Origin of the sequence: Ahrensia marina (genome assembly GCF_042140245.1) — a bacterium.
Taxonomy (GTDB): Bacteria; Pseudomonadota; Alphaproteobacteria; order Rhizobiales; family MH13; genus MH13.
Genome location: NZ_CP159483.1, coordinates 2,417,086 through 2,435,547, shown reverse-complemented (window position 1 = coordinate 2,435,547; position 18,462 = coordinate 2,417,086). Strand labels below are relative to the sequence as shown.

Below are 18,462 nucleotides of genomic sequence, written 5' to 3'. Positions count from 1 at the left end.
AACTTTCCAACCGGGAGTCTATCGCAATCATGGCAAGCAATGATGAAGGTGGCATCGTAAAAAGCGATATCAAGGATGGCCATGCGGCCCTGACAATCTGCAATCCCGCACGGCGCAACGCCGTTTCGCTTGTCATGTGGAAGCAAATCGCCGAGCACGTCCGCCGGGCCGATCAGGATACCTCCATTCACCTCATCACCCTACGCGGTCATGCAGGAACCTTTGTTTCTGGCGCTGACATCTCTGAGTTCGCCGAAAATCGCGGTAATCTTGACCGCGCCAAAACCTATGAAGCTTCTAACAGCGCAGCCTTTGCCGCTCTGCGCGACGCCACAACGCCAACACTGGCCCTCATTGAAGGTTTTTGTTTTGGTGGTGGCATCGGACTGGCTGCTGCCTGCGATCTGCGTTTGGCAGCATCAAGCGCAACATTTGCGGTACCAGCCGCCAAGCTGGGCCTGGCTTATCCCGTTGATGGGGTTCGCGATCTGGTACGCCTGATTGGCCCAGGAGCGACCAAAAAACTGTTTTTTACCGCTGATCCGATTGCTGCCGATGTGGCACTGCGTATTGGGTTTCTCGAAGACATGGTGGAAAGCGATGCGCTCGATGAGGCCGCAAATCACCTGATCACCACAATCCTCTCACGCGCGCCCCTCACCCAGCGCGCTGCAAAGTCAGCTATCGCTGCAGCACTGGAACCTGGACGAGAGGAGATCGCGCGCCAGGACGCTGAGGCCTGTTTTGCGTCAGAGGATTATGCCGAAGGGTGGCAAGCGTTTCTCGACAAGCGCAAGCCAACTTTCTCAGGACGCTAAACGCCCAGAAAGTCCAACACACCAGCCTTGAATGTCTTGTCGCCAACAGCCGTCATGTGATCGCGGTTCGTTATGTCCAAGAATTGGCCTTTGGGCAGCAGATCAACCAACGCCTGGCCATCGCCGGAAACAACATCCTTGGTACCAACAGCCACCAGGGCAGAATGCGAGATACTGCGGACATCGGCCTCCGTGATCGGATCGCGGGAGGCAAGAATGCATGTCGCCAGTGCCTCGCGGTCAGACTTGGTTTGCTCCGCAAAGACCCGGAACGCCCGCGCGCCGGGGTCTTCCACCTCGCTGAGCGTTTCTGAGCGCAGCGCTTGCGCAATTTTCTCAGAACCACCGATGCCGCGCACCATGTTGATGCCGAGGCCACCAAACACGAGTTTGGAAACGCGATCCGGCGCATCCATGCTCAAAAAAGCAGAGATGCGGGCACCCATGGAATACCCAACAACAGCCGCCTGTTCGATACCCAGATGATCCAGCAAGCGGCGAGCGTCACCAGCCATCACGCGCGATGGATAGAAGGCCGGGTCGTAGAGCTTCTCGCTTTGACCGTGACCACGATTATCAAGCGCAATCACGCGGTACCCGGCCCCGGCAAGAGTTTGAAACCAACCAGGCCCCACCCAGTTGATCTGATGATTGGAGGCAAAGCCGTGGATAAGAAGGATCGGTTTGCCCTCACCCTCCTCATGGAAGGCAATCTCAACACCATCAGAATCAAAGCTTTGCATACACGGCACCTCACTGGTTTGCGCCGCGAAATATCAGTGATCGACGTCAACGACAAATAGCCCGCTTGCTGTACCTTGAAAGCCGCGCTAGACGGCTTGACGTCCACACCTAACGCTTAAAGGGCAGACCATGGCCGACAAGGCAATTCTCCATGTCCACAATCATGATGGCCTACCGCGGGTCGAAGTTGGGGCGCATTCGTTTATGTGCATCGGCGCCAAGCCGCCTTTTGATCACCCACACGTGTTTCTGACATTCGGCGACGAGCACGAAAAGGTCTGCCCCTACTGCTCAACGCTTTACGTTTACAACGAAGCTCTGGGCGAGCACGGCGCCTCGCCTGGCGAGAGCGTGTGGGCGGGTGAAGACGCGGCCTAGTCGCATTCGTGGCCAACTCCCTTCCAAAAGACCCAATCCCCATAATCGGCGGTGGCATTGCCGGGCTAACGACAGCGCTTAGCCTTGCGCATCGTTCTGTGGCCTGCACGGTCTATGAGAAAGCCAAAAGCTTTGAAGAGGTTGGAGCAGGCATCCAGCTATCGCCCAATGCGACAGCGATTTTGCGCGCTCTGGGTCTTTTGCCAAACCTTCAAAATCACGCCGTTGCGCCAGCACGGATCACCATCGGCGATGGCCGAAACGGTGGACAACTGGCGCATGTGCCGCTGGGACAAGAGGCCGAAGCCCGCTTTGAAGCGCCCTATCTGGTGATTCACCGCGCGGACTTGCAAAAGGTACTCGTGGCGGCCTGTGAGGCGCATCCAAAAATCACCATCGAGCTGGGCACGACGATCGACGTTCATCAGCCTGAGCAGCTGGTCATCGCTGCCGATGGTGTGCATTCAGACTGGCGCGCTCTGTTACGCAGCCCATCGCACAAACGGTTCTGCGGGTATGTCGCCTGGCGCACAACAGTGCCGGTTGAGAAGATCGAAACAGAACCTGAAACCCATGTTTGGCTGGGGCCAAATGCGCACCTTGTCGACTACCCGATAAGTGCCGGCAAGGCGCGAAACCTTGTTGCCATCGCGCAAGCCGATGATCCGCGCCCCATTCGGGCCAATCCCAAAGGCCTGCTCACCAAAGCGTTTGCCGAATGGGATCGAGGGATTCGCGCGCAGCTTGACGCGCAAGATGATTGGACGCCATGGCCGCTGTTTGGCGTCGATCCGCAAGCGCCTTGGGTGAATGATCACGTGGCGCTGGTCGGCGATGCTGCACACGCCATGCTGCCCTTTGTCGCCCAGGGCGGTGCTATGGCGATCGAGGATGCGTGGCTCTTGGCGCAGATGCTCACCTCGGCCCCGCAGGTCGACCAAGCACTGGCACGCTACGAAATGGCCCGCAAACCGAGGGTGACACGCGTGTGGAACGAGGCGTCCCGCAACGGTAAAATCTATCACCTCACCGGACCGGCAGCGTTTGCCCGCAACACCGTTCTCAAAACTCGCTCAGGGCCAAGCCTGCTCGCACGCTTCGACTGGCTTTACGGTTGGAAGGCGAGCGAAACCTGATCGAACAAGCCTGGCCGCCTAGGCTGCCGTGTCTTCGGCCTGGACAGGGTTTGCCAGCTCATCCAGCGCCCCATAGTTGAGTTTGCCCGTGCCAAGCACCGGCAGTTCCTCAACGCTCACAACCTTCTTGGGCAACATCAGCTCGGCCACGCCATGCTCTTTGGCCCAAGCGCGCACTTCCTTGAGGTCGGGGTCATCTTTCTCAGTGACCAGCACCAGCGTTTCGCCCTTGCGCGGGTCAGGAATGGCAACCACCGCATGGGTGGCATCGGGCCAAACCTGGCTGACATAGGCTTCCACAGCACTTAGTGAGACCATCTCACCGCCCAGCTTGGCAAATCGCTTGGCGCGACCTTTGATGCTGATACGGCCCTTTTCATCGATATCGACGATGTCACCGGTATCATGCCAACCATCAGGCAGGGGTTGAACGACGCCTGGCGCATCCACTTTCACATAACCCGCCATGACATTGGGCCCACGCACCATGAGACGCCCGCCCTCGGTGAGGCCTGGCACTGGCTCCACCTTATGCTCGATGGCTGGCATCATGTAGCCGACCGTGCCGGGCGTGTTATCGTCTTCGTGGTTGGCAGCAAGAACAGGCGCCGTTTCCGTTACGCCATAGCCTTCCAAGAGCTCAATATCGAACTTGTCCTTGAAGAGCTTGCGCGTCTGCTCTCGCACCCGTTCGGCGCCGAGAACCATCAAACGAACGTTCTTGAAGTCATCGGGCTCGGCGGACTTGATCCAGCCATTCACGAACGTGTCGGTGGAAACGACAATTTTTGCGCCCGACTTGCGCACATGGGCAGGAATTTCTTTGTAATGCAGCGGCGAAGGATAAAAGTAAGCGCCAACGCCCAGCACGACCCCTGCAATCAAACCGGCTGTCAGGCCGAAAGTGTGAAACACGGGCAGTGCGGTGAAGAACATATCTCCAGGACGCAAATCGATGACCTGGTCAAACTGCCAACAGTTGGACAGCAGATTGGCGTGGGTCAACGCCACGCCTTTAGGCACGCCTTCGGTGCCAGAGGTGAAGACCATAACGGCCACGGCATCGGGCGATACGTTGTGGCCTGGCACACTGTTGAGGCCAAGCTTAAGACGCACCATGCCTTTGATCTTATCAACCGTGCCGATGCTGGCGCGCAGATCCTCCGTCCAGACAAACTCGCAGCGCTTTGACAGTCCTTCGACAAGGTCTTCCAAGCCCGCCTTTTCGATGAAAGCACGCGAAGAAATGATCACCGTGATCTCAGCGGCATCGCAAGCGGCATTCAGGCTACGCAATCCGCTCGAATAATTCAGCATTGCCGGTACCCTGCCAATCGATTGGCAGGCGAAGAAAACAGCAGCGACGCCGGATGCGTTGGGCAGGAGAATGCCAAGCGGCGCTTCAGGCCTTCCCAGATCACGCAATTTGTCGCCGAGCAGCATGGCACCCAGCGTCAATCGATCAAAAGTCAGCGAGGTCTTGGCAAAATCATTGTAGACGACCGTTTTGCCGCCGTACTTGGCCCGGGCGTCAGTAAGTGCGGTGAACAGCGATTTGCGCCAAGGCTCTTTGCCCTGCTCAGGCAGCGCAACAGATTTGTTGCCAACCGCCAAAGGCTCAGAGTTCACACCTCCACCGCCCACCGGCGACGCCAACTGCTGCATCATACGCTTCTCCTCCCCGTGAGCAGCGCCGTCGCGCCGGGCACGTTGTTTTACGTATGTCTAACATAGGAAGCGTTGCAGCGAAACCAAATGTGAACCGCCTCCAACACCGAGCTATGCCGGAATTGGAGGCGGGTTTGCCTAGCTTTTAAGACGCGCAAGAGCGGTTTGAACCGCCGGGCGCGCATCAATTGTATCCACCCAAGCCCGAACAGCTTTCAGCGGTGGCAAGCGGTCGGGTGACGCGTTGCTCAAAAACTTGTAGCCACCCTTCACCCAAGGAAAGCTCATCATGTCGGCGATGGTGTAGTCCTCGCCTGCAAGATAAGCGTTCTTGGAAAGACGCTCTTCCATAACCTCCAGCAGACGAATGGACTCGGCCAGATAGCGTTCGATGGCATAGGGATGCTTTTCCTCAAGCCGCGAAAAGTGACCCCACTGGCCAATCATCGGACCAAGGCCGCCAACCTGCCAAAAGGTCCAAACCAGCGCATCGGTGCGCGCTTGGCCCTCAGCTGGCAGAAAGCGTCCGTGCTTTTCAGCCAGATGCATCAAGATCGCACCAGATTCAAACATGGTTGTATCGCCATCGACGAGTGCTGGGATCTTCCCGTTTGGACTGATGGCGCGAAAGTCAGCTTCGTGCTGTTCGCCTCTGCCGATATCGACCATCACCACATCATAGGTAAGGCCAAGTTCTTCCAGCATGATCGCCGGCTTTTGCCCGTTGGGCGTGTTCCAAGTGTGAAGGGTAATCATAGGAATTCCTGTTCAAAAAGAGACTGTTGGCGCGCGATATGCGCCTCGCCCGCTCGGTTGGCTAGCCTTAGACTCCCGCAACCACGCGAATGTGATAGGCAGAGAGCGTTGCGCGATCAGAGGATGCCCATGCCATCGAAAACCCAAACTTCAACGCCAATGCCGCTGGCCAATCTTCGGGTTCTTGATTTCGGCCACACCGTGATGGGTCCGACCGCGGGCATGATCTTGGCTGATCTCGGCGCAGAGGTGATCCGCGTGGAACCGGCACCGGGCGGTGATCCAACGCGTAAGCTGAAAGGTTTTGGGACGGGCTATTTCCCGTTCTTCAACCGCAACAAGAAAAGCGTCGCGATCGATCTCAAAACACCAGACGGGTTGGCGCTCGCCAAGCGCTTGATTGCGACCGCTGATGTGCTCATTGAGAACTTTGGTCCAGGCACAATGGAGCGTTTGGGCCTCGGCCATGACGCGCTGAAACACGATCACCCTCAACTGATCTATTTGGCACTTAAAGGGTTCTCTGCCGGTCCTTATGAAAACCGCGTCGCGTTGGATGAAGTGGTCCAGATGATGAGCGGCCTTGCTTATATGACTGGCCCACCAGGCCAACCATTGCGGGCAGGCTCATCGGTGGTTGATATTATGGGCGGCATGTTCGGTGTGATCGCCATCCAAGCCGCTCTGCGCGAGCGCGAGACAACCGGCACCGGACAGCTGGTCACCTCCAACCTGTTTGAATCAGCGATGTTTTTGATGGGCCAGCATCTGGCGTATGCCGCGCTCTCTGATGATCCCGTACCGCCCATGCCCGCGCGCGTATCAGCCTGGGCAGTCTATGATCAATTCACCACCAGCGATGGGGAACGCGTGTTTCTGGGTATCACCTCAGATCGTCATTGGGTGCGGTTTTGTGAGGTCTTTGAGCAACCCAGTTTGGCCGGTGATCAGTCGCTTACCACCAACAATCAGCGAATCGAAGAGCGCGACCGATTGATGCCAAGAATGGGCCAGATCATCGGCTTACTCACGCTTGATGAGCTGACTGAAAAGGCAACAGAGGCCAAACTCCCCTTTGCCCACATCGCTCAACCGGAACAGCTTTTTGACGACCCCCATCTCAACGCCAATGGCCGCTTGTTGGAGACCCTGCTGCCAGGCGGTGTGATAACCAAGCTCCCTGCCCTACCCATCGAAATGGATGGTCGCGCGACCCGTCTTTCAGCCAACCCACCTGCCCTTGGCGCGGACACAGAAGACGTGCTGACCAAGCTTGGCCTATCGCAGACGGAGATCACCACTCTGGCTGACCGGCACATCATCACCCGCGCCCAAACAGAAGGCCCAAACCATGAGTGACGTCTCGGATTGGTGGTCCACCAGCATCATCGACATGGAGCCCGGCCGCATCGCGTTGCGCGGCCACCCAGTTCAAGATCTTATCGGCCAGGTGACCTTTCCGCAGATGATCTGGTTGATGGTGCGCGGACAGATGCCCTCGCCTGAGCAAGCCACGCTGTTGGAGTGTGCGTTGGTTGCTGCCGTCGATCACGGCCCTCAGGCCCCTTCGATCGCAACAGCCCGCATGGCAGTGACCTGCGGGCTGGGCTTGAACGGTGCCATGGCGTCGGCGGTCAACATGTTGGACGATGTGCATGGAGGCGCCGGAGAGCAGGCAGTGGAGCTCTACGGATGGATCAAAGATGCAGTCGCCTCGGGCACACCCATTGAAAAAGCCACCGAGCAAGCCATCGACCATTGGCAATCTGAGCGCACACGGTTCATTCCAGGTTTTGGCCACCGCTTTCACAAGCCTGAAGATCCGCGGGCGCCACGGCTTCTGAGCTTGGTGGATGAAGCCGCTTCTCACGGCACCGTCACCGGTGAGTTCGCCGCGATCTCTCGCGCGGTCCAAACCGTGCTCAACACCCGCAAGGACAAGCCGGTGCCAATGAACATCGATGGAGCAACGGCGGTGATTTACGCAGAACTCGGCTTTGAAGGGCCGCTGGCCCGAGGGCTTTTTTGCCTTTCACGCTCTGTCGGCGTCATCGCCCATGCCTGGGAACAAATGCAGCAAGGCGGTCGCAACAAAGGCCCAACACCACCAGATTACCGATGGACCTATACGGGCGATTCCGAGAACAAAGACGTTGACTAAGCTTTGCGTCCGCGGTGGACAAAGCATCACGCAAACGCTGCCGCCTGGCTATGATTTTAGTGTTTCGTCGTTCGTGGTGCGGGCGGCGGAACTCGAACCCGCACGGCCTAGGGCCTCGGGATTTTAAGTCCCGTATGTCTACCAATTCCATCACGCCCGCAGCGTGGTTCCTCAATCAGTCGCCAGCATCTTTGGCGATGGGTGGAACAAACGAATAGCCAAGGTCCCAAGGGAAATAAATCCAGGTGTCCTGGCTCACTTCGGTCACGAACGTGTCGACCAACGGGCGGCCCATCGGCTTGGCATAAACGGTGGCAAAATGTGCCTCTGGCAACATTGAGCGCACCTCCTGGGCGGTTTTGCCCGTGTCGACCAGATCATCAATGATCAAAACACCAACACCCTTGGTATCGAGAATTTTGCTGGAGACTGTTTTCAGGATCGCCAGTGCTCCTTGCGTCTGCTCACCTGTGCCGCCATGATCATAGCTTGCAATGGACACCGTATCGATGGTGCGAATGCCCAGTTCGCGGCACACAATGGCCGCAGGCACCAACCCACCACGGGTGATCGTTACCATGGAATCGAACGGCCCTTTTTCGGCCAGGCGCCAAGCCAAAGCTCGAGCATCGCGGTGGAACTGATCCCAGGAGACCGGGAAGGCTTTGTCGTTGAGGGGGTCACTCACAAGATCGGTCCTTGGCTAGTCGGCGTTCATTTGGGTGCGCAGCTTTTGGGCTGCTTGGGTGGCGGCGTCAAGCGCGGCTTTATCGCGTGAGCGCAGCACAATCTCGGTGGTGAAGCGTCCATTGGTGAGTTTGGGATAACTACCAATGGCCACGGTTGGAAAATGGGAGTCAATGGACGCAAGACTTTCAGCCAAATCCCCTTCGCCGCAATTGAACGGCAGAGTTTGGACAGAGATTGGCACACCACCATTGAGGCTCGGCAAGACGCTTTCCAGCATCGCCGCGAAAACCGACGGCACGCCAGCCATGACGTGAACGTTGCCCAGGCGAAAACCTGGCGCGATCGAAACCGGATTATCGATCAAATCGGCACCGTCGGGAATGCGTGTCATGCGTTCACGCCCAGCGTTCATCTCGCGCCCGGTGCGGTCATAGAAGTCAGAAAGCAACGCGTAAGCTCGTGGATCAACGCCAATACCGACACCAAACGCTTTGGCCACGCTGTCGGCTGTGATGTCATCATGGGTTGGTCCGATGCCACCGGAGGTGAACACGTAGGTGGTGCTGGTGCGCATGGCATTGAGAGCGGAGATAATCGCACCCTCTTCATCAGACACGATGCGCACCTCGATCAGGTCAATGCCCACCATGGTCAGCGCATCGGCAAGCACACCGATGTTCTTGTCCTTGGTTTTGCCTGAAAGGATTTCATCCCCGATCACCAGCATGGATGCTGTGGCTGTCATTTGCACTCTCCTGTGCACGCATCCCTAAACCCGCCTTGGGACGCTTGCAATTTCGCTGCGCCGCCGCCAAGCCAAAAGGATGCAGTTTCCCACACCCCTTTTTGAAGCGCGGCTGATCAAACGCTACAAACGCTTCCTAGCGGACGTTGAAATGATCACTGGGCCGGATGCCGGTCAGATGATCACCATCCATTGTCCTAACCCTGGATCGATGATGGGCCTTGCTCGTCCTGGCGCGCCGGTTTTTGTATCCCGCTCTCCCAACTCCAAGCGCAAGCTGGCCTACACCTACGAGCTGGAACATGTAGAGGGTCCTGGCAGCCCTTGCCTGGTTGGCATCAACACGATGCACCCCAACAAGCTTGCCGAAGAAGCAATTGTCGCCGGATTGGTTCCAGGCCTGACAGGTTTTGACAGATTAAAGCGCGAGCAAAAATATGGCGAAAAATCCCGCATCGACATTTTGCTTGAAACTGACGCTGCGCCCCTCACCTATGTGGAGGTGAAGAACGTCCACCTAATGCGCCAAGCTGGGCATTTGGAATTTCCAGATTCAGTCACCGCGCGAGGCGCCAAGCATCTGGCTGAGCTTTCAGCCATGGTCGAAGCGGGACACCGGGCGGTCATGCTTTTTGTGGCACAATGGCCCGGCGCACAAACGATGAGCGTGGCTGCGGACATCGATCCCAAATATGCGACTGCACTGACCAACGCCATCAATGCTGGTGTTGAGGTTCTGGCGCTCGATTGCGCTGTGACCCAAGACGCAATCACGCCCTGTGGGATGGTGGAGTTCGTCGCGCCCTAGCGCGTCAGCACCACGTTAAGGCGCGTCTCGGCGATCACCTGATAACCCTTGCTCTGCGCCAGCGTGATGCAATTGGTTTGCCAGCTCTCCGGGCTGTTCTCAATGATCATCAGGCGCGGCCAAAGGCTTTCCGGCCCATCTTGGAAGAAAGGCACCAGAGCCAAATCTTCAGCACCTTCAATATCGATCTTCAGCGCATCGATACGTGGCAGATCGCGCTCGCCAAGGATCGACGACAGCGGCTTGGCCTGCACCTCAATCATAGTGGCGGAATGCGTGTCACTGCGCACGCGCCGCATACTGGTTTCGCCGGCATTGCCACTGTCCACAAACAGTTGGATCGGCCCATCAACGTCGGCAACAGCCAGCGCAATCGGCTCAATCGGTACACCAGGATTGTAAGCAATGTTGTCACAGAGACGCTGATAAACATCCGGCTGGGGTTCAATAGCCAAAATCTTAGCAACCGAACTCATGCAGGATGCAGCAAAGAAGCTGTACGCGCCGACATTAGCGCCGATATCGACGAACACCCCATCGCCAGGCAGCACCCGTCGCAGCAAATCGCGCTCTACCGGATCAAAATATTGCGGTGTAAAAAGCACGCGCTTCTCAGCCAAATTGGCCATCGGTTCGATGCGCATTCTGTGCCCAAAAACGTCCACATCCACCGGGCCACTCACCGCCGCCAAAGCCATTTTCCGCGCCAGAAAGGCAAGCCGTTTTCCCACATAGCCATCGGACTGTGCACTGGAAAAGCCACGCAAACGCTCAATCCAAACTGATGGTGTGTAGGCGCCCCATTGAGGGGGTGAGCTGAGAGACTGAGACATGGAAGACGTGTTGGTTTCTTCAGAGACTGGCATCACGTGATGTTCGCAAGGTTTGGTATGCTGCTCTGCAGCAAAAACAGATGTCGTAATTGCCCCAATGTGATGCCCTTCTTTTTGAGATCAATTACGGTTAAGTTTATCGCGTCGTGACCCGACTATTTCCATTCGTCACGTCCGGCGCCCAATTCAAGACGCTGCTTTTACACCAAATGTGTGCGATGTCACCGCATCGTGCCGACGTTAAGTGAAGCCACAGCCAGGTCACCATGCTGCAAACGCAACCGCCCATCAAACTGTTCGGCCCCGAAGCCTTTGAAGGCATGCACCGCGCGGGACGCTTGACGGCCACGATCCTTGACCAGCTTATCGATCTGATCAAACCCGGCGTGACCACGCAGGAGATCGACGATGCGGTGATGGATTTTGCATTGGCCAACAATGCCGTACCGGCAACGCTGAACTATCGCGGCTATGGCAAATCAAGCTGCACGTCGATCAACCACGTTGTGTGCCATGGTATTCCCAACACCAAGCCGCTGCGCCAAGGCGACATCGTCAATGTCGATGTCACGCTGATCCTGGACGGCTGGCATGGCGATTCCAGTCGCATGTATCCGGTAGGCGAGATCAAACGGGCGCCCGAACGACTTGTTGAAGTGACTTATCTGGCGCTGATGCGTGGCATCGCAGCAGTCAAACCCGGCAACCGGACAGGCGACATCGGTGCCGCGATCCAAACCTATGCTGAGGCCGAGCGCTGCTCGGTTGTTCGCGATTTTTGCGGCCATGGCATCGGCGATGTGTTCCACCTCCCCCCCAACATCTTGCACTATGGCAGGTCTGGCGAGGGTGTCGATTTGCGTCCCGGTATGATCTTCACCGTCGAGCCGATGATCAATCTGGGTCGTCCCCATGTGAAAATTCTCTCCGATGGTTGGACCGCCGTCACCCGTGATCGCTCCCTTTCGGCCCAGTACGAGCACTCCATCGGCGTCACCGAAGATGGCTGCGAGATCTTCACCGCCTCGCCTGCTGGTCTGTTTGCGCCACCAACCTTGCGCGAGGAAGCCGCCACATCCTGACGGGGTCCTCTCCATCGATGTCGGAAAAGTCAGCGCCAAAACCTCACTTTCATGGCCATCGTGAACGGTTGCGCACGCGCTTTGCTGAGGGTGGTCGGCAAGCTCTGGCAGACTATGAAATGCTGGAACTCTTGCTCTTTCGCTCCATTCCCAGGCGCGACACCAAGCAACTGGCCAAGGATTTGATCGCCCGCTTCGGCTCGCTGGCCGATGTTCTGACCGCTCCGGCAAACCAGCTATGCGAGGTGCGTGGCATCCAGGAAGCTACTGCCAACGATCTGGCTTTGGTGCGCGCGGCTGCGGAGGCGTTGGCTCAGGGCAACGTCGCCCAGAAGGAGGTGCTTTCGTCTTGGTCAGATGTGGTGAGCTACTGCCGTGCGGTCATGGCCTATGATGCGGTGGAGGCATTCCGGGTTCTCTTTTTGGATAAGAAGAACCGCTTGCTGCGCGATGAGGTTTTGCAATCAGGAACCGTCGATCACACCCCGGTCTATCCCCGCGAAGTGGTCAAACGAGCCCTCGAACTCGGCGCATCAGCGATGATCTTGGTGCACAACCACCCCTCTGGTGACCCAACACCATCACGCGCCGACATTGAAATGACAGGCACGATCATCACCGCCGCCTCAGCCCTGGGGGTGAGCGTTCACGATCATATCATCGTTGGACGCGAGGGTCATGCCAGCCTGCGGGCTTTAGGCTTGATGCACGCGGAGTAGCTGCCCAAGCATTTTTTGAACCATGCCATCGTTTGTGCGTTGCAACGTTCAACCGAACCCGCGTTTACTTCGCCTGCATATCATGCTGCACTCGCATATGCCGGCGACGCCAAGCGCGAGATGACATGCACAACCATATGGGGCGCGATGACAGCATTTGACGAGATGAGCGTGGATGGCAGCCAGTGCCGGACACCCTATGAATTGGTCCGCACATGGCTTGATAGCCTTGATCCTGAAGCCCTCAAACGCCAAAGCGCTGAAGCGGAGATGCTCTTCCGTCGCATCGGCATCACCTTTGCGGTCTATGGCGAAGCGGACGCTGAAGAACGGCTCATCCCATTTGATCTCATCCCGCGCATCATCGCTCATGACGAGTGGGTGCAACTGGAGAAGGGTCTCACCCAGCGGGTTAACACGCTGAACGCCTTTCTTGCGGACATATATGGCCCCCGAGAGTGTATCAAAGCAGGCGTCATCCCAGCCGATTTGATTGATCAAAACCCGCAGTACCGGCCAGAAATGATTGGCGCCAAACTGCCTGGCGACATCTGGGTCAACATTGCGGGCATCGACATTGTCCGTGTTGATGCCGACAATTTCTATGTTTTGGAAGACAATGCCCGCACGCCATCCGGGGTGTCTTACATGATGGAAAACCGCGAAGTGATGATGCGCATCGCGCCGGAGGTTTTCTATGATCACGCAGTCGAACCGGTCGACAATTATGGCGATGAACTCTTGCAGGCTTTGCAGTCTGTCGCGCCGCGCAATGCACGCAAAGATCCAACCTGCGCACTCCTAACCCCCGGCCCTTTCAACAGCGCTTATTACGAGCACTCGTTTTTAGCCGACAAACTGGGCATTGAACTGGTGGAGGGCCGCGACCTCTTTGTGCGCGATGCGGTTCTTTACATGCGCACAACGCTCGGCCCGCAGCGTGTGGATGTGATTTATCGCAGGATCGACGATGACTTCATTGATCCGCTGGTCTTCAACCCAGACTCGATGCTGGGCGTGCCCGGCCTGATGACAGCCTATCTGGCTGGTAATGTCACGCTGGCCAACGCGGTTGGCACAGGCATTTCCGACGACAAGGCCATCTACACCTACATGCCAGAGCTGACGAAATTCTTCCTCAATGAAGAACCGATGCTCAAAAACGTGCCCACCTGGCGCTGCCGCGAACCGGACGCGCTTTCCTACGTGCTCGACCATCTGGATGAGCTGGTCGTTAAAGAGGTCGCAGGGTCCGGCGGCTACGGCATGTTGGTGGGGCCGAAATCCACCAAGGATGAGATCGAGATTTTTCGAGCCAAGCTGAAAGCCAACCCGGATGATTTCATCGCTCAGCCAACCTTGGCGCTGTCCACTTGCCCCACATTTGTTGGCGAAGGTGTTGCACCACGTCATGTGGACCTGCGTCCTTTCGTTCTGTCGGGCACCAATGGCGTGAACATCATTCCTGGCGGGCTAACACGTGTTGCCCTCAAAGAAGGTTCCCTTGTCGTGAACTCCAGCCAAGGCGGCGGGACGAAAGACACCTGGGTTCTGGCGCGATAGGGAGGGACAGATCATGCTTTTAAGCCGCACAGCCGACAGCCTCTTCTGGACCGCCCGCTACATTGAACGTGCCGAAAACACAGCGCGCCTTCTGGAAGCCGCCACACGGCTTTCCAATGTTGGCAGCAGCAGCGAGCAGGTTTCCAACGAGTGGGAATCCGCCGTTTTGGCAACAGGCATGGAGGAGCTCTTCAAAGAGCGGTATGGCGAGGCCAGCGCCCGCACGGTGGTGGATTTTTTGGCTTTCTCTGAGGCCAACCCCTCCTCAATCCGCTCTTGCCTGGAAGCCGCTCGTGCCAACGCGCGCTCGGTACGCACAGCCATCACCATAGAAATGTGGGAAACCATCAACGCCGCCTGGCTTGAGCTGAAGCGCTACCGCACCTTTGGTCAGTCGCGTGGCGAGCTGATGGAGTTCCTGCGCTTCGTCAAACAGGTCGCGCTCAGTGTCGATGGCATCGCCCACCGTACCATGCTGCGCACTGACGGGTTCTCGTTCTTCCAGCTTGGCAGTGCCATTGAACGCGCCGACAACACCGCACGCATATTGGATGTGAAGTATCATGTGCTTTTGCCAGCCGGTGATCGCGTGGGCGGTGGCTTGGACTACTTTCAATGGACATCGATCCTGCGATCGGTTTCAGCGCTCACCGCCTATCACTGGGTGTATCGCGAGAGTCTCAAACCTTGGCTGATTGCTGACCTATTGATTCTCAATGAAAAAATGCCCCGCTCCCTTGCCAGCTGTTATGGCAATGTAACCAGACATCTCGACAGCCTGTCCAAAACCTATGGACGGCAAGGCAAGGCACAGCGCATGGCGCGATCGATCCACAGCGAGTTCCGCAACCGTGATATCGACACGATTTTTCACACCGGACTGCACGAGTTCGTCGAAGACTTTATTGGCAAGAACAACAAGCTCGGCGGGACCATTGCCGAGCAATACTTGTTTTAGAAACCAACGCCTTCAGCCCAGCCAGCTCTTTCACACAAGCAAGACGTCCCGATGCGATTATCGATCCACCACACCGAAACACTTACCTATGCGACGCCGAGCATGGGCACTATTCAGGTACTGCGGCTCACCCCACGCGACCATACCGGGCACTATGTGTGTGATTGGTCAGTGGATGTGGACGCGGACTGCAAGATCGAGAGCAACAAGGACGCTTTCGGCAACATCGTGACCAGTTTTTCGCTCAATGGACCGCTCGAAACACTCACGATCAGCGCCGTTGGTGAAGTCGAGACCGAAGAAACCCACGGCATCGTGCGCGGCGCGCCTGATAAAGTACCCCATGGTGTTTTCCTTCGGCCAAGTCATGCCGAGGGCGACGCAGCGCTTGTACGCACTGCGATGAATGCCCTTACCGATGTTTCTGGCCCGGTGTTGGCACAAATGCACGCCTTGATGGCGGTGGTGCATGCCGCTCAACCAACCAACCAAGATGGAAGCGAGCAGGCAGCTCATGAGCAAGCGGCCATGCAAGCGCAAGCGCAGGCACAAATGGGTGGGGCAAACAATCAGCAACAACAGGTTGCAGGCGCTGAGGAAGATGCGCTGACGTCTCCGGCTGCAACACGCCTGCGCGCCATGCTGGAAGAGCGCAAGGTTGAAAGCGCGGCGGATTTGGCTGAGATCTTCTGCAACACCGCTCGCCGCCTTGATCTGCCTGCACGTTTGGTTTCCGGCTACCGCTGGCCGGGTGAAGACAAGGCCGACGGAAAATCACGGGACATCTGGGCTGAAGTGCATATCGATGATCTAGGCTGGGTTGCCTTCGATCCCCGTGAAGGCAACTGCCCCAGCGAGGACAGTGTGCGGGCGGCGATCGGCCTCGATCAGCACGCTGTCGCGAGCACAAGAGTTGGGCATTACGGCGGTATCAACGACTTTGAACGCGAAACCAGCATTGCCGTGCGCCGCATAGGGGGCTAACGCTAGTCTGTTGTGGCAACAATCGGCGCGCATTTGCAGCGCCGATGACGGCATGAAGGACATTCCCCCTTGACCTATTGCGTGGGCCTGCTGGTCGAAGATGGCCTGGTGATGATCGCCGACACCCGCACCAATGCTGGGCTGGACAACATCGCCACCTTCCAAAAGCTCTATCGCTTTGAACAACCCGGCGAGCGCAGCATTGCCATCGCCACATCGGGCAATCTGGCGGTTAGCCAAGCGGTGATGTCGATCATGAGTGACGGCTTTGAAAACCCGCAAACCGGCATGTTGGAGACCATCTACGACCATCCCACCATGTTCCGTACCGCCAGCTATATCGGCCGCGCCATTGGCGAAGTGATGCGCATGAACAATGGCGGATCCCAGGGCATGGGGATGGCTTTTGACGTCACCATGCTGGTGGGTGGTCAGGTGAAAGGCGGGCGATTGCGCCTCTTCATGGTCTATTCAGCCGGCAACTTCATTGAGGCGACCGAAGACACGCCCTACCTGCAAATTGGCGAGCACAAATATGGAAAGCCGATTCTCGATCGCGCAATCACTTTCAAAACCAATCTACCCGATGCGGTGAAGATTGGCCTGATCTCCATGGACTCCACCATGCGCTCCAACCTCGGCGTGGGCATGCCAATCGATCTTTGGGGGCTGCGCCGCGATGCGCTGGAAACAAGCCTCTCCACACGTATCGAGCCGGGCGAGCCTTACTTCCATGATCTTCAAGAGCGATGGTCATCTGCCCTTAGGTCAGCACATCAGTCGATCCCAACACCACCTTATTTTTAGTATCGCGTGATACGTCAGTGTTCTTAGACAACGATTTGTTCTGAATACAAATTCTCAAAAAATGACTCTGCGTCATTTTTGATTGCAACACGCCGTTCATCACTCGTTCGTTCTAGCGAACGATAGATCATACCCATCCGCGGATTGGCTTTAAGCTTGTCCGCATTGCGCATCACAAAATCCCAATAAAGATAGTTGAACGGGCACGCCTCAGGACTGTTTTTCACCTTCACCTTGTAGCGACAGCCAGCGCAGTGATCGCTCATCTTGTCGATGTAGGCGCCAGAGGCTGCATAGGGCTTGGAGGCCATGATCCCGCCATCGGCATAAATAGCCATTCCGTGCGTGTTCGGCAGCTCCACCCATTCATACGCATCGGCATACACAACCATGTACCATTCATTGATCGCATCCGGTGCGATGCCAGCAAGCAACGCGAAGTTACCGGTGATCATGAGCCGCTGGATATGATGGGCGTAAGCATGCTGCTTTGTGGTTGAGATCGCATCAGCCAGGCACGCCATATCGGTCTTACCGGTCCAGTAAAAGTCCGGCAAAGGCCTATCGGCTTCCAAAGCATTCAGCCCTTTGTAGTCCGGCATTTTCAGCCAATAGAGGCCGCGCACATACTCCCGCCAGCCAAGGATCTGACGGATGAACCCTTCCACCGCATTGAGCGGAGCTTGGCCAGCTTGATAGGCGGTTTCTGCGGCTTCACAGACCTCGCTGGCAAGCAGCAACCCAGCATTCATCGCCGCGGAAACGGTGGAGTGGAACAAAAACGCCTCTCCCTCCGCCATCGCATCCTGATAGTCTCCAAACCGCGGCAAGCATGTTTCGATAAAATGGGTGAGAACCTCCAATGCCTGCGCGCGCGTCACGGGCATACCGAAGGGCTCAAGATCACCGAAATTGTCCGGAAAACGGTCATTCACCAGTGCCAGAACCTCTGTGGTGATGGCATCAGGCTCAAAACGTAGCCGATCTGGCAACGTCACGTCCTTGGGTAGTTTACGGCGGTTTTCCTTGTCGAAATTCCACTGCCCGCCTTCTGGTTTATCGCCATCCATCAGATGGCCCGTTTCACGACGCATTTCGCGGTAGAAGAACTCCATGCGCAGTTGCTTCTTGCCGTCAGCCCAGCGCTCAAACCGGTCAAGCGATGCAAAGAAGCGGGTGTCTTCGCGCACAATCACTGGCACATCCAAACTGTCTTGCCAGCTATGGATCATCTCCATCACGCGGTACTCGCCGGGCTCGGTGATCACAACCCGGTCGAAGTCGCCCTCGCCCAGCATCCTTTCCAGCTCGCCGGTGAAACTGCCCGAATTGTCCTGATCATCAAGCTTCACATACCGCACTGGCTTATCATCGGCTTCCAACGCCCCTCTAAAGTGCCGCATGGCCGAGAAGATGAAGGCGAGCTTCTTTTTGTGGTGCGGTACATAACGCGCCTCTTCCATCACCTCGCACATCAGGATCGTGTCGCCCTCTTGCCAATCGACAAGCGAAGAAAGGCTCATGGAAAGCTGGTCTCCAAGCACGAGACGAAGTGTGGGCATAAAACACCTATGATTTGCGATGGCTGGCGCGCTGGCGGTCTGCGCGCGAC

19 protein-coding genes and 1 tRNA gene are annotated in these 18,462 nt (G+C 57.0%); 12 read left to right on the top strand and 8 right to left on the bottom strand.

The window, feature by feature from the left end; genetic code table 11:
* Positions 1-29 precede the first annotated feature (29 nt).
* Positions 30-818: an enoyl-CoA hydratase-related protein gene (locus tag ABWH92_RS11840; RefSeq protein ID WP_375568601.1), complete on the top strand. Its 789-nt coding sequence runs from the start codon at positions 30-32 to the stop codon at positions 816-818.
* Here ABWH92_RS11840 and ABWH92_RS11835 read toward each other — a convergent pair.
* A complete protein-coding gene (locus tag ABWH92_RS11835) occupies positions 815-1,561 on the bottom strand; it encodes an alpha/beta fold hydrolase (protein ID WP_375568599.1) in 747 nt (248 codons plus the stop codon). The two genes, ABWH92_RS11840 and ABWH92_RS11835, sit on opposite strands and share 4 nt — an antisense overlap.
* 130 nt (positions 1,562-1,691) lie before the next feature.
* Between ABWH92_RS11835 and ABWH92_RS11830 the strand changes: the two genes are divergently transcribed.
* Both ABWH92_RS11830 and ABWH92_RS11825 read left to right on the top strand, forming a co-directional pair.
* Positions 1,692-1,940 (top strand): zinc-finger domain-containing protein, encoded by a 249-nt coding sequence (locus tag ABWH92_RS11830; RefSeq protein WP_375568597.1) that lies wholly within the window; start codon positions 1,692-1,694, stop codon positions 1,938-1,940.
* An 8-nt stretch (positions 1,941-1,948) separates the two neighbouring features.
* Positions 1,949-3,076 (top strand): FAD-dependent monooxygenase, encoded by a 1,128-nt coding sequence (locus ABWH92_RS11825; protein ID WP_375568595.1) that lies wholly within the window; start codon positions 1,949-1,951, stop codon positions 3,074-3,076.
* Between the two features lie 18 nt (positions 3,077-3,094).
* On the opposite strand, the gene ABWH92_RS11820 is transcribed toward ABWH92_RS11825, so the two are convergent.
* Both ABWH92_RS11820 and ABWH92_RS11815 read right to left on the bottom strand, forming a co-directional pair.
* Positions 3,095-4,744 carry an AMP-binding protein gene (locus ABWH92_RS11820; protein ID WP_375568594.1) on the bottom strand — a complete coding sequence of 550 codons (1,650 nt, stop codon included), beginning with the start codon at positions 4,742-4,744 and terminating at the stop codon, positions 3,095-3,097.
* A gap of 138 nt (positions 4,745-4,882) precedes the next feature.
* Complete coding sequence (locus ABWH92_RS11815; protein WP_375568592.1) at positions 4,883-5,500, bottom strand: glutathione S-transferase family protein; 618 nt, start codon at positions 5,498-5,500, stop codon at positions 4,883-4,885.
* Positions 5,501-5,629: 129 nt separating this feature from the next.
* Here ABWH92_RS11815 and ABWH92_RS11810 point away from each other — a divergent pair, with 129 nt between their 5' ends.
* Together ABWH92_RS11810 and ABWH92_RS11805 are read left to right on the top strand one after the other, a co-directional pair.
* A complete protein-coding gene (locus ABWH92_RS11810; protein WP_375568590.1) occupies positions 5,630-6,859 on the top strand; it encodes a CaiB/BaiF CoA transferase family protein in 1,230 nt (409 codons plus the stop codon).
* Positions 6,852-7,661, top strand: a complete 810-nt coding sequence (locus ABWH92_RS11805; RefSeq protein WP_375568588.1) for a citryl-CoA lyase — start codon at positions 6,852-6,854, stop codon at positions 7,659-7,661. The genes ABWH92_RS11810 and ABWH92_RS11805 overlap by 8 nt, the downstream gene beginning before the upstream one ends.
* 74 nt (positions 7,662-7,735) lie before the next feature.
* Here ABWH92_RS11805 and ABWH92_RS11800 read toward each other — a convergent pair.
* The 3 genes from ABWH92_RS11800 to ABWH92_RS11790 form a co-directional block, all read right to left on the bottom strand.
* Positions 7,736-7,821 (bottom strand) — tRNA-Leu (locus tag ABWH92_RS11800).
* A gap of 15 nt (positions 7,822-7,836) precedes the next feature.
* Complete coding sequence (gene gpt, locus ABWH92_RS11795) at positions 7,837-8,349, bottom strand: xanthine phosphoribosyltransferase (RefSeq protein ID WP_375568586.1); 513 nt, start codon at positions 8,347-8,349, stop codon at positions 7,837-7,839.
* Positions 8,350-8,364: 15 nt separating this feature from the next.
* Entirely contained in the window at positions 8,365-9,096 is a 732-nt protein-coding gene (locus tag ABWH92_RS11790) for a competence/damage-inducible protein A (protein WP_375568584.1), read from the bottom strand.
* A 79-nt stretch (positions 9,097-9,175) separates the two neighbouring features.
* On the opposite strand from ABWH92_RS11790, the gene sfsA reads away from it, so the two are divergent.
* Positions 9,176-9,904, top strand: a complete 729-nt coding sequence (gene sfsA, locus ABWH92_RS11785) for a DNA/RNA nuclease SfsA (RefSeq protein ID WP_375568582.1) — start codon at positions 9,176-9,178, stop codon at positions 9,902-9,904.
* Here sfsA and ABWH92_RS11780 read toward each other — a convergent pair.
* Positions 9,901-10,737, bottom strand: a complete 837-nt coding sequence (locus ABWH92_RS11780; protein WP_375568580.1) for an FkbM family methyltransferase — start codon at positions 10,735-10,737, stop codon at positions 9,901-9,903. The genes sfsA and ABWH92_RS11780 overlap by 4 nt on opposite strands.
* Before the next feature lie 266 nt (positions 10,738-11,003).
* On the opposite strand from ABWH92_RS11780, the gene map reads away from it, so the two are divergent.
* From map to ABWH92_RS11750, 6 genes are all read left to right on the top strand, one after another.
* Positions 11,004-11,819, top strand: coding sequence for a type I methionyl aminopeptidase (map, locus tag ABWH92_RS11775; protein ID WP_375568578.1), 816 nt, complete (start codon positions 11,004-11,006; stop codon positions 11,817-11,819).
* A 17-nt stretch (positions 11,820-11,836) separates the two neighbouring features.
* Positions 11,837-12,538 (top strand): DNA repair protein RadC, encoded by a 702-nt coding sequence (gene radC, locus ABWH92_RS11770; RefSeq protein WP_375568576.1) that lies wholly within the window; start codon positions 11,837-11,839, stop codon positions 12,536-12,538.
* A gap of 147 nt (positions 12,539-12,685) precedes the next feature.
* On the top strand, positions 12,686-14,101 hold the full coding sequence (locus tag ABWH92_RS11765; protein WP_375568575.1) for a circularly permuted type 2 ATP-grasp protein: 1,416 nt from the start codon (positions 12,686-12,688) through the stop codon (positions 14,099-14,101).
* A gap of 13 nt (positions 14,102-14,114) precedes the next feature.
* Positions 14,115-15,059 carry an alpha-E domain-containing protein gene (locus tag ABWH92_RS11760; protein WP_375568573.1) on the top strand — a complete coding sequence of 315 codons (945 nt, stop codon included), beginning with the start codon at positions 14,115-14,117 and terminating at the stop codon, positions 15,057-15,059.
* Between the two features lie 51 nt (positions 15,060-15,110).
* Positions 15,111-16,043 (top strand): transglutaminase N-terminal domain-containing protein, encoded by a 933-nt coding sequence (locus ABWH92_RS11755; protein WP_375568572.1) that lies wholly within the window; start codon positions 15,111-15,113, stop codon positions 16,041-16,043.
* 69 nt (positions 16,044-16,112) lie between these two features.
* Positions 16,113-16,850 (top strand): peptidase, encoded by a 738-nt coding sequence (locus tag ABWH92_RS11750; RefSeq protein ID WP_375568570.1) that lies wholly within the window; start codon positions 16,113-16,115, stop codon positions 16,848-16,850.
* Positions 16,851-16,873: 23 nt separating this feature from the next.
* On the opposite strand, the gene ABWH92_RS11745 is transcribed toward ABWH92_RS11750, so the two are convergent.
* The gene (locus ABWH92_RS11745) at positions 16,874-18,412 is read right to left on the bottom strand and encodes a cryptochrome/photolyase family protein (protein WP_375568568.1); all 1,539 of its coding nucleotides are present in this window, start codon (positions 18,410-18,412) and stop codon (positions 16,874-16,876) included.
* Between the last annotated feature and the right edge of the window lie 50 nt (positions 18,413-18,462).

What these genes read in the sequence shown, in the direction of transcription:
- ABWH92_RS11760 (WP_375568573.1), top strand. Translation starts at nt 14,115, where the DNA reads ATGCTTTTAAGCCGCACAGCCGACAGCCTCTTCTGGACCGCCCGCTAC.
- ABWH92_RS11835 (WP_375568599.1), bottom strand. Translation starts at nt 1,561, where the DNA reads ATGCAAAGCTTTGATTCTGATGGTGTTGAGATTGCCTTCCATGAGGAG.
- radC (WP_375568576.1), top strand. Translation starts at nt 11,837, where the DNA reads ATGTCGGAAAAGTCAGCGCCAAAACCTCACTTTCATGGCCATCGTGAA.
- sfsA (WP_375568582.1), top strand. Translation starts at nt 9,176, where the DNA reads ATGCAGTTTCCCACACCCCTTTTTGAAGCGCGGCTGATCAAACGCTAC.
- ABWH92_RS11815 (WP_375568592.1), bottom strand. Translation starts at nt 5,500, where the DNA reads ATGATTACCCTTCACACTTGGAACACGCCCAACGGGCAAAAGCCGGCG.
- ABWH92_RS11745 (WP_375568568.1), bottom strand. Translation starts at nt 18,412, where the DNA reads ATGCCCACACTTCGTCTCGTGCTTGGAGACCAGCTTTCCATGAGCCTT.
- ABWH92_RS11810 (WP_375568590.1), top strand. Translation starts at nt 5,630, where the DNA reads ATGCCATCGAAAACCCAAACTTCAACGCCAATGCCGCTGGCCAATCTT.
- ABWH92_RS11830 (WP_375568597.1), top strand. Translation starts at nt 1,692, where the DNA reads ATGGCCGACAAGGCAATTCTCCATGTCCACAATCATGATGGCCTACCG.
- ABWH92_RS11755 (WP_375568572.1), top strand. Translation starts at nt 15,111, where the DNA reads ATGCGATTATCGATCCACCACACCGAAACACTTACCTATGCGACGCCG.
- ABWH92_RS11780 (WP_375568580.1), bottom strand. Translation starts at nt 10,737, where the DNA reads ATGTCTCAGTCTCTCAGCTCACCCCCTCAATGGGGCGCCTACACACCA.
- ABWH92_RS11765 (WP_375568575.1), top strand. Translation starts at nt 12,686, where the DNA reads ATGACAGCATTTGACGAGATGAGCGTGGATGGCAGCCAGTGCCGGACA.
- ABWH92_RS11820 (WP_375568594.1), bottom strand. Translation starts at nt 4,744, where the DNA reads ATGATGCAGCAGTTGGCGTCGCCGGTGGGCGGTGGAGGTGTGAACTCT.
- map (WP_375568578.1), top strand. Translation starts at nt 11,004, where the DNA reads ATGCTGCAAACGCAACCGCCCATCAAACTGTTCGGCCCCGAAGCCTTT.
- ABWH92_RS11805 (WP_375568588.1), top strand. Translation starts at nt 6,852, where the DNA reads ATGAGTGACGTCTCGGATTGGTGGTCCACCAGCATCATCGACATGGAG.
- ABWH92_RS11840 (WP_375568601.1), top strand. Translation starts at nt 30, where the DNA reads ATGGCAAGCAATGATGAAGGTGGCATCGTAAAAAGCGATATCAAGGAT.
- ABWH92_RS11790 (WP_375568584.1), bottom strand. Translation starts at nt 9,096, where the DNA reads ATGACAGCCACAGCATCCATGCTGGTGATCGGGGATGAAATCCTTTCA.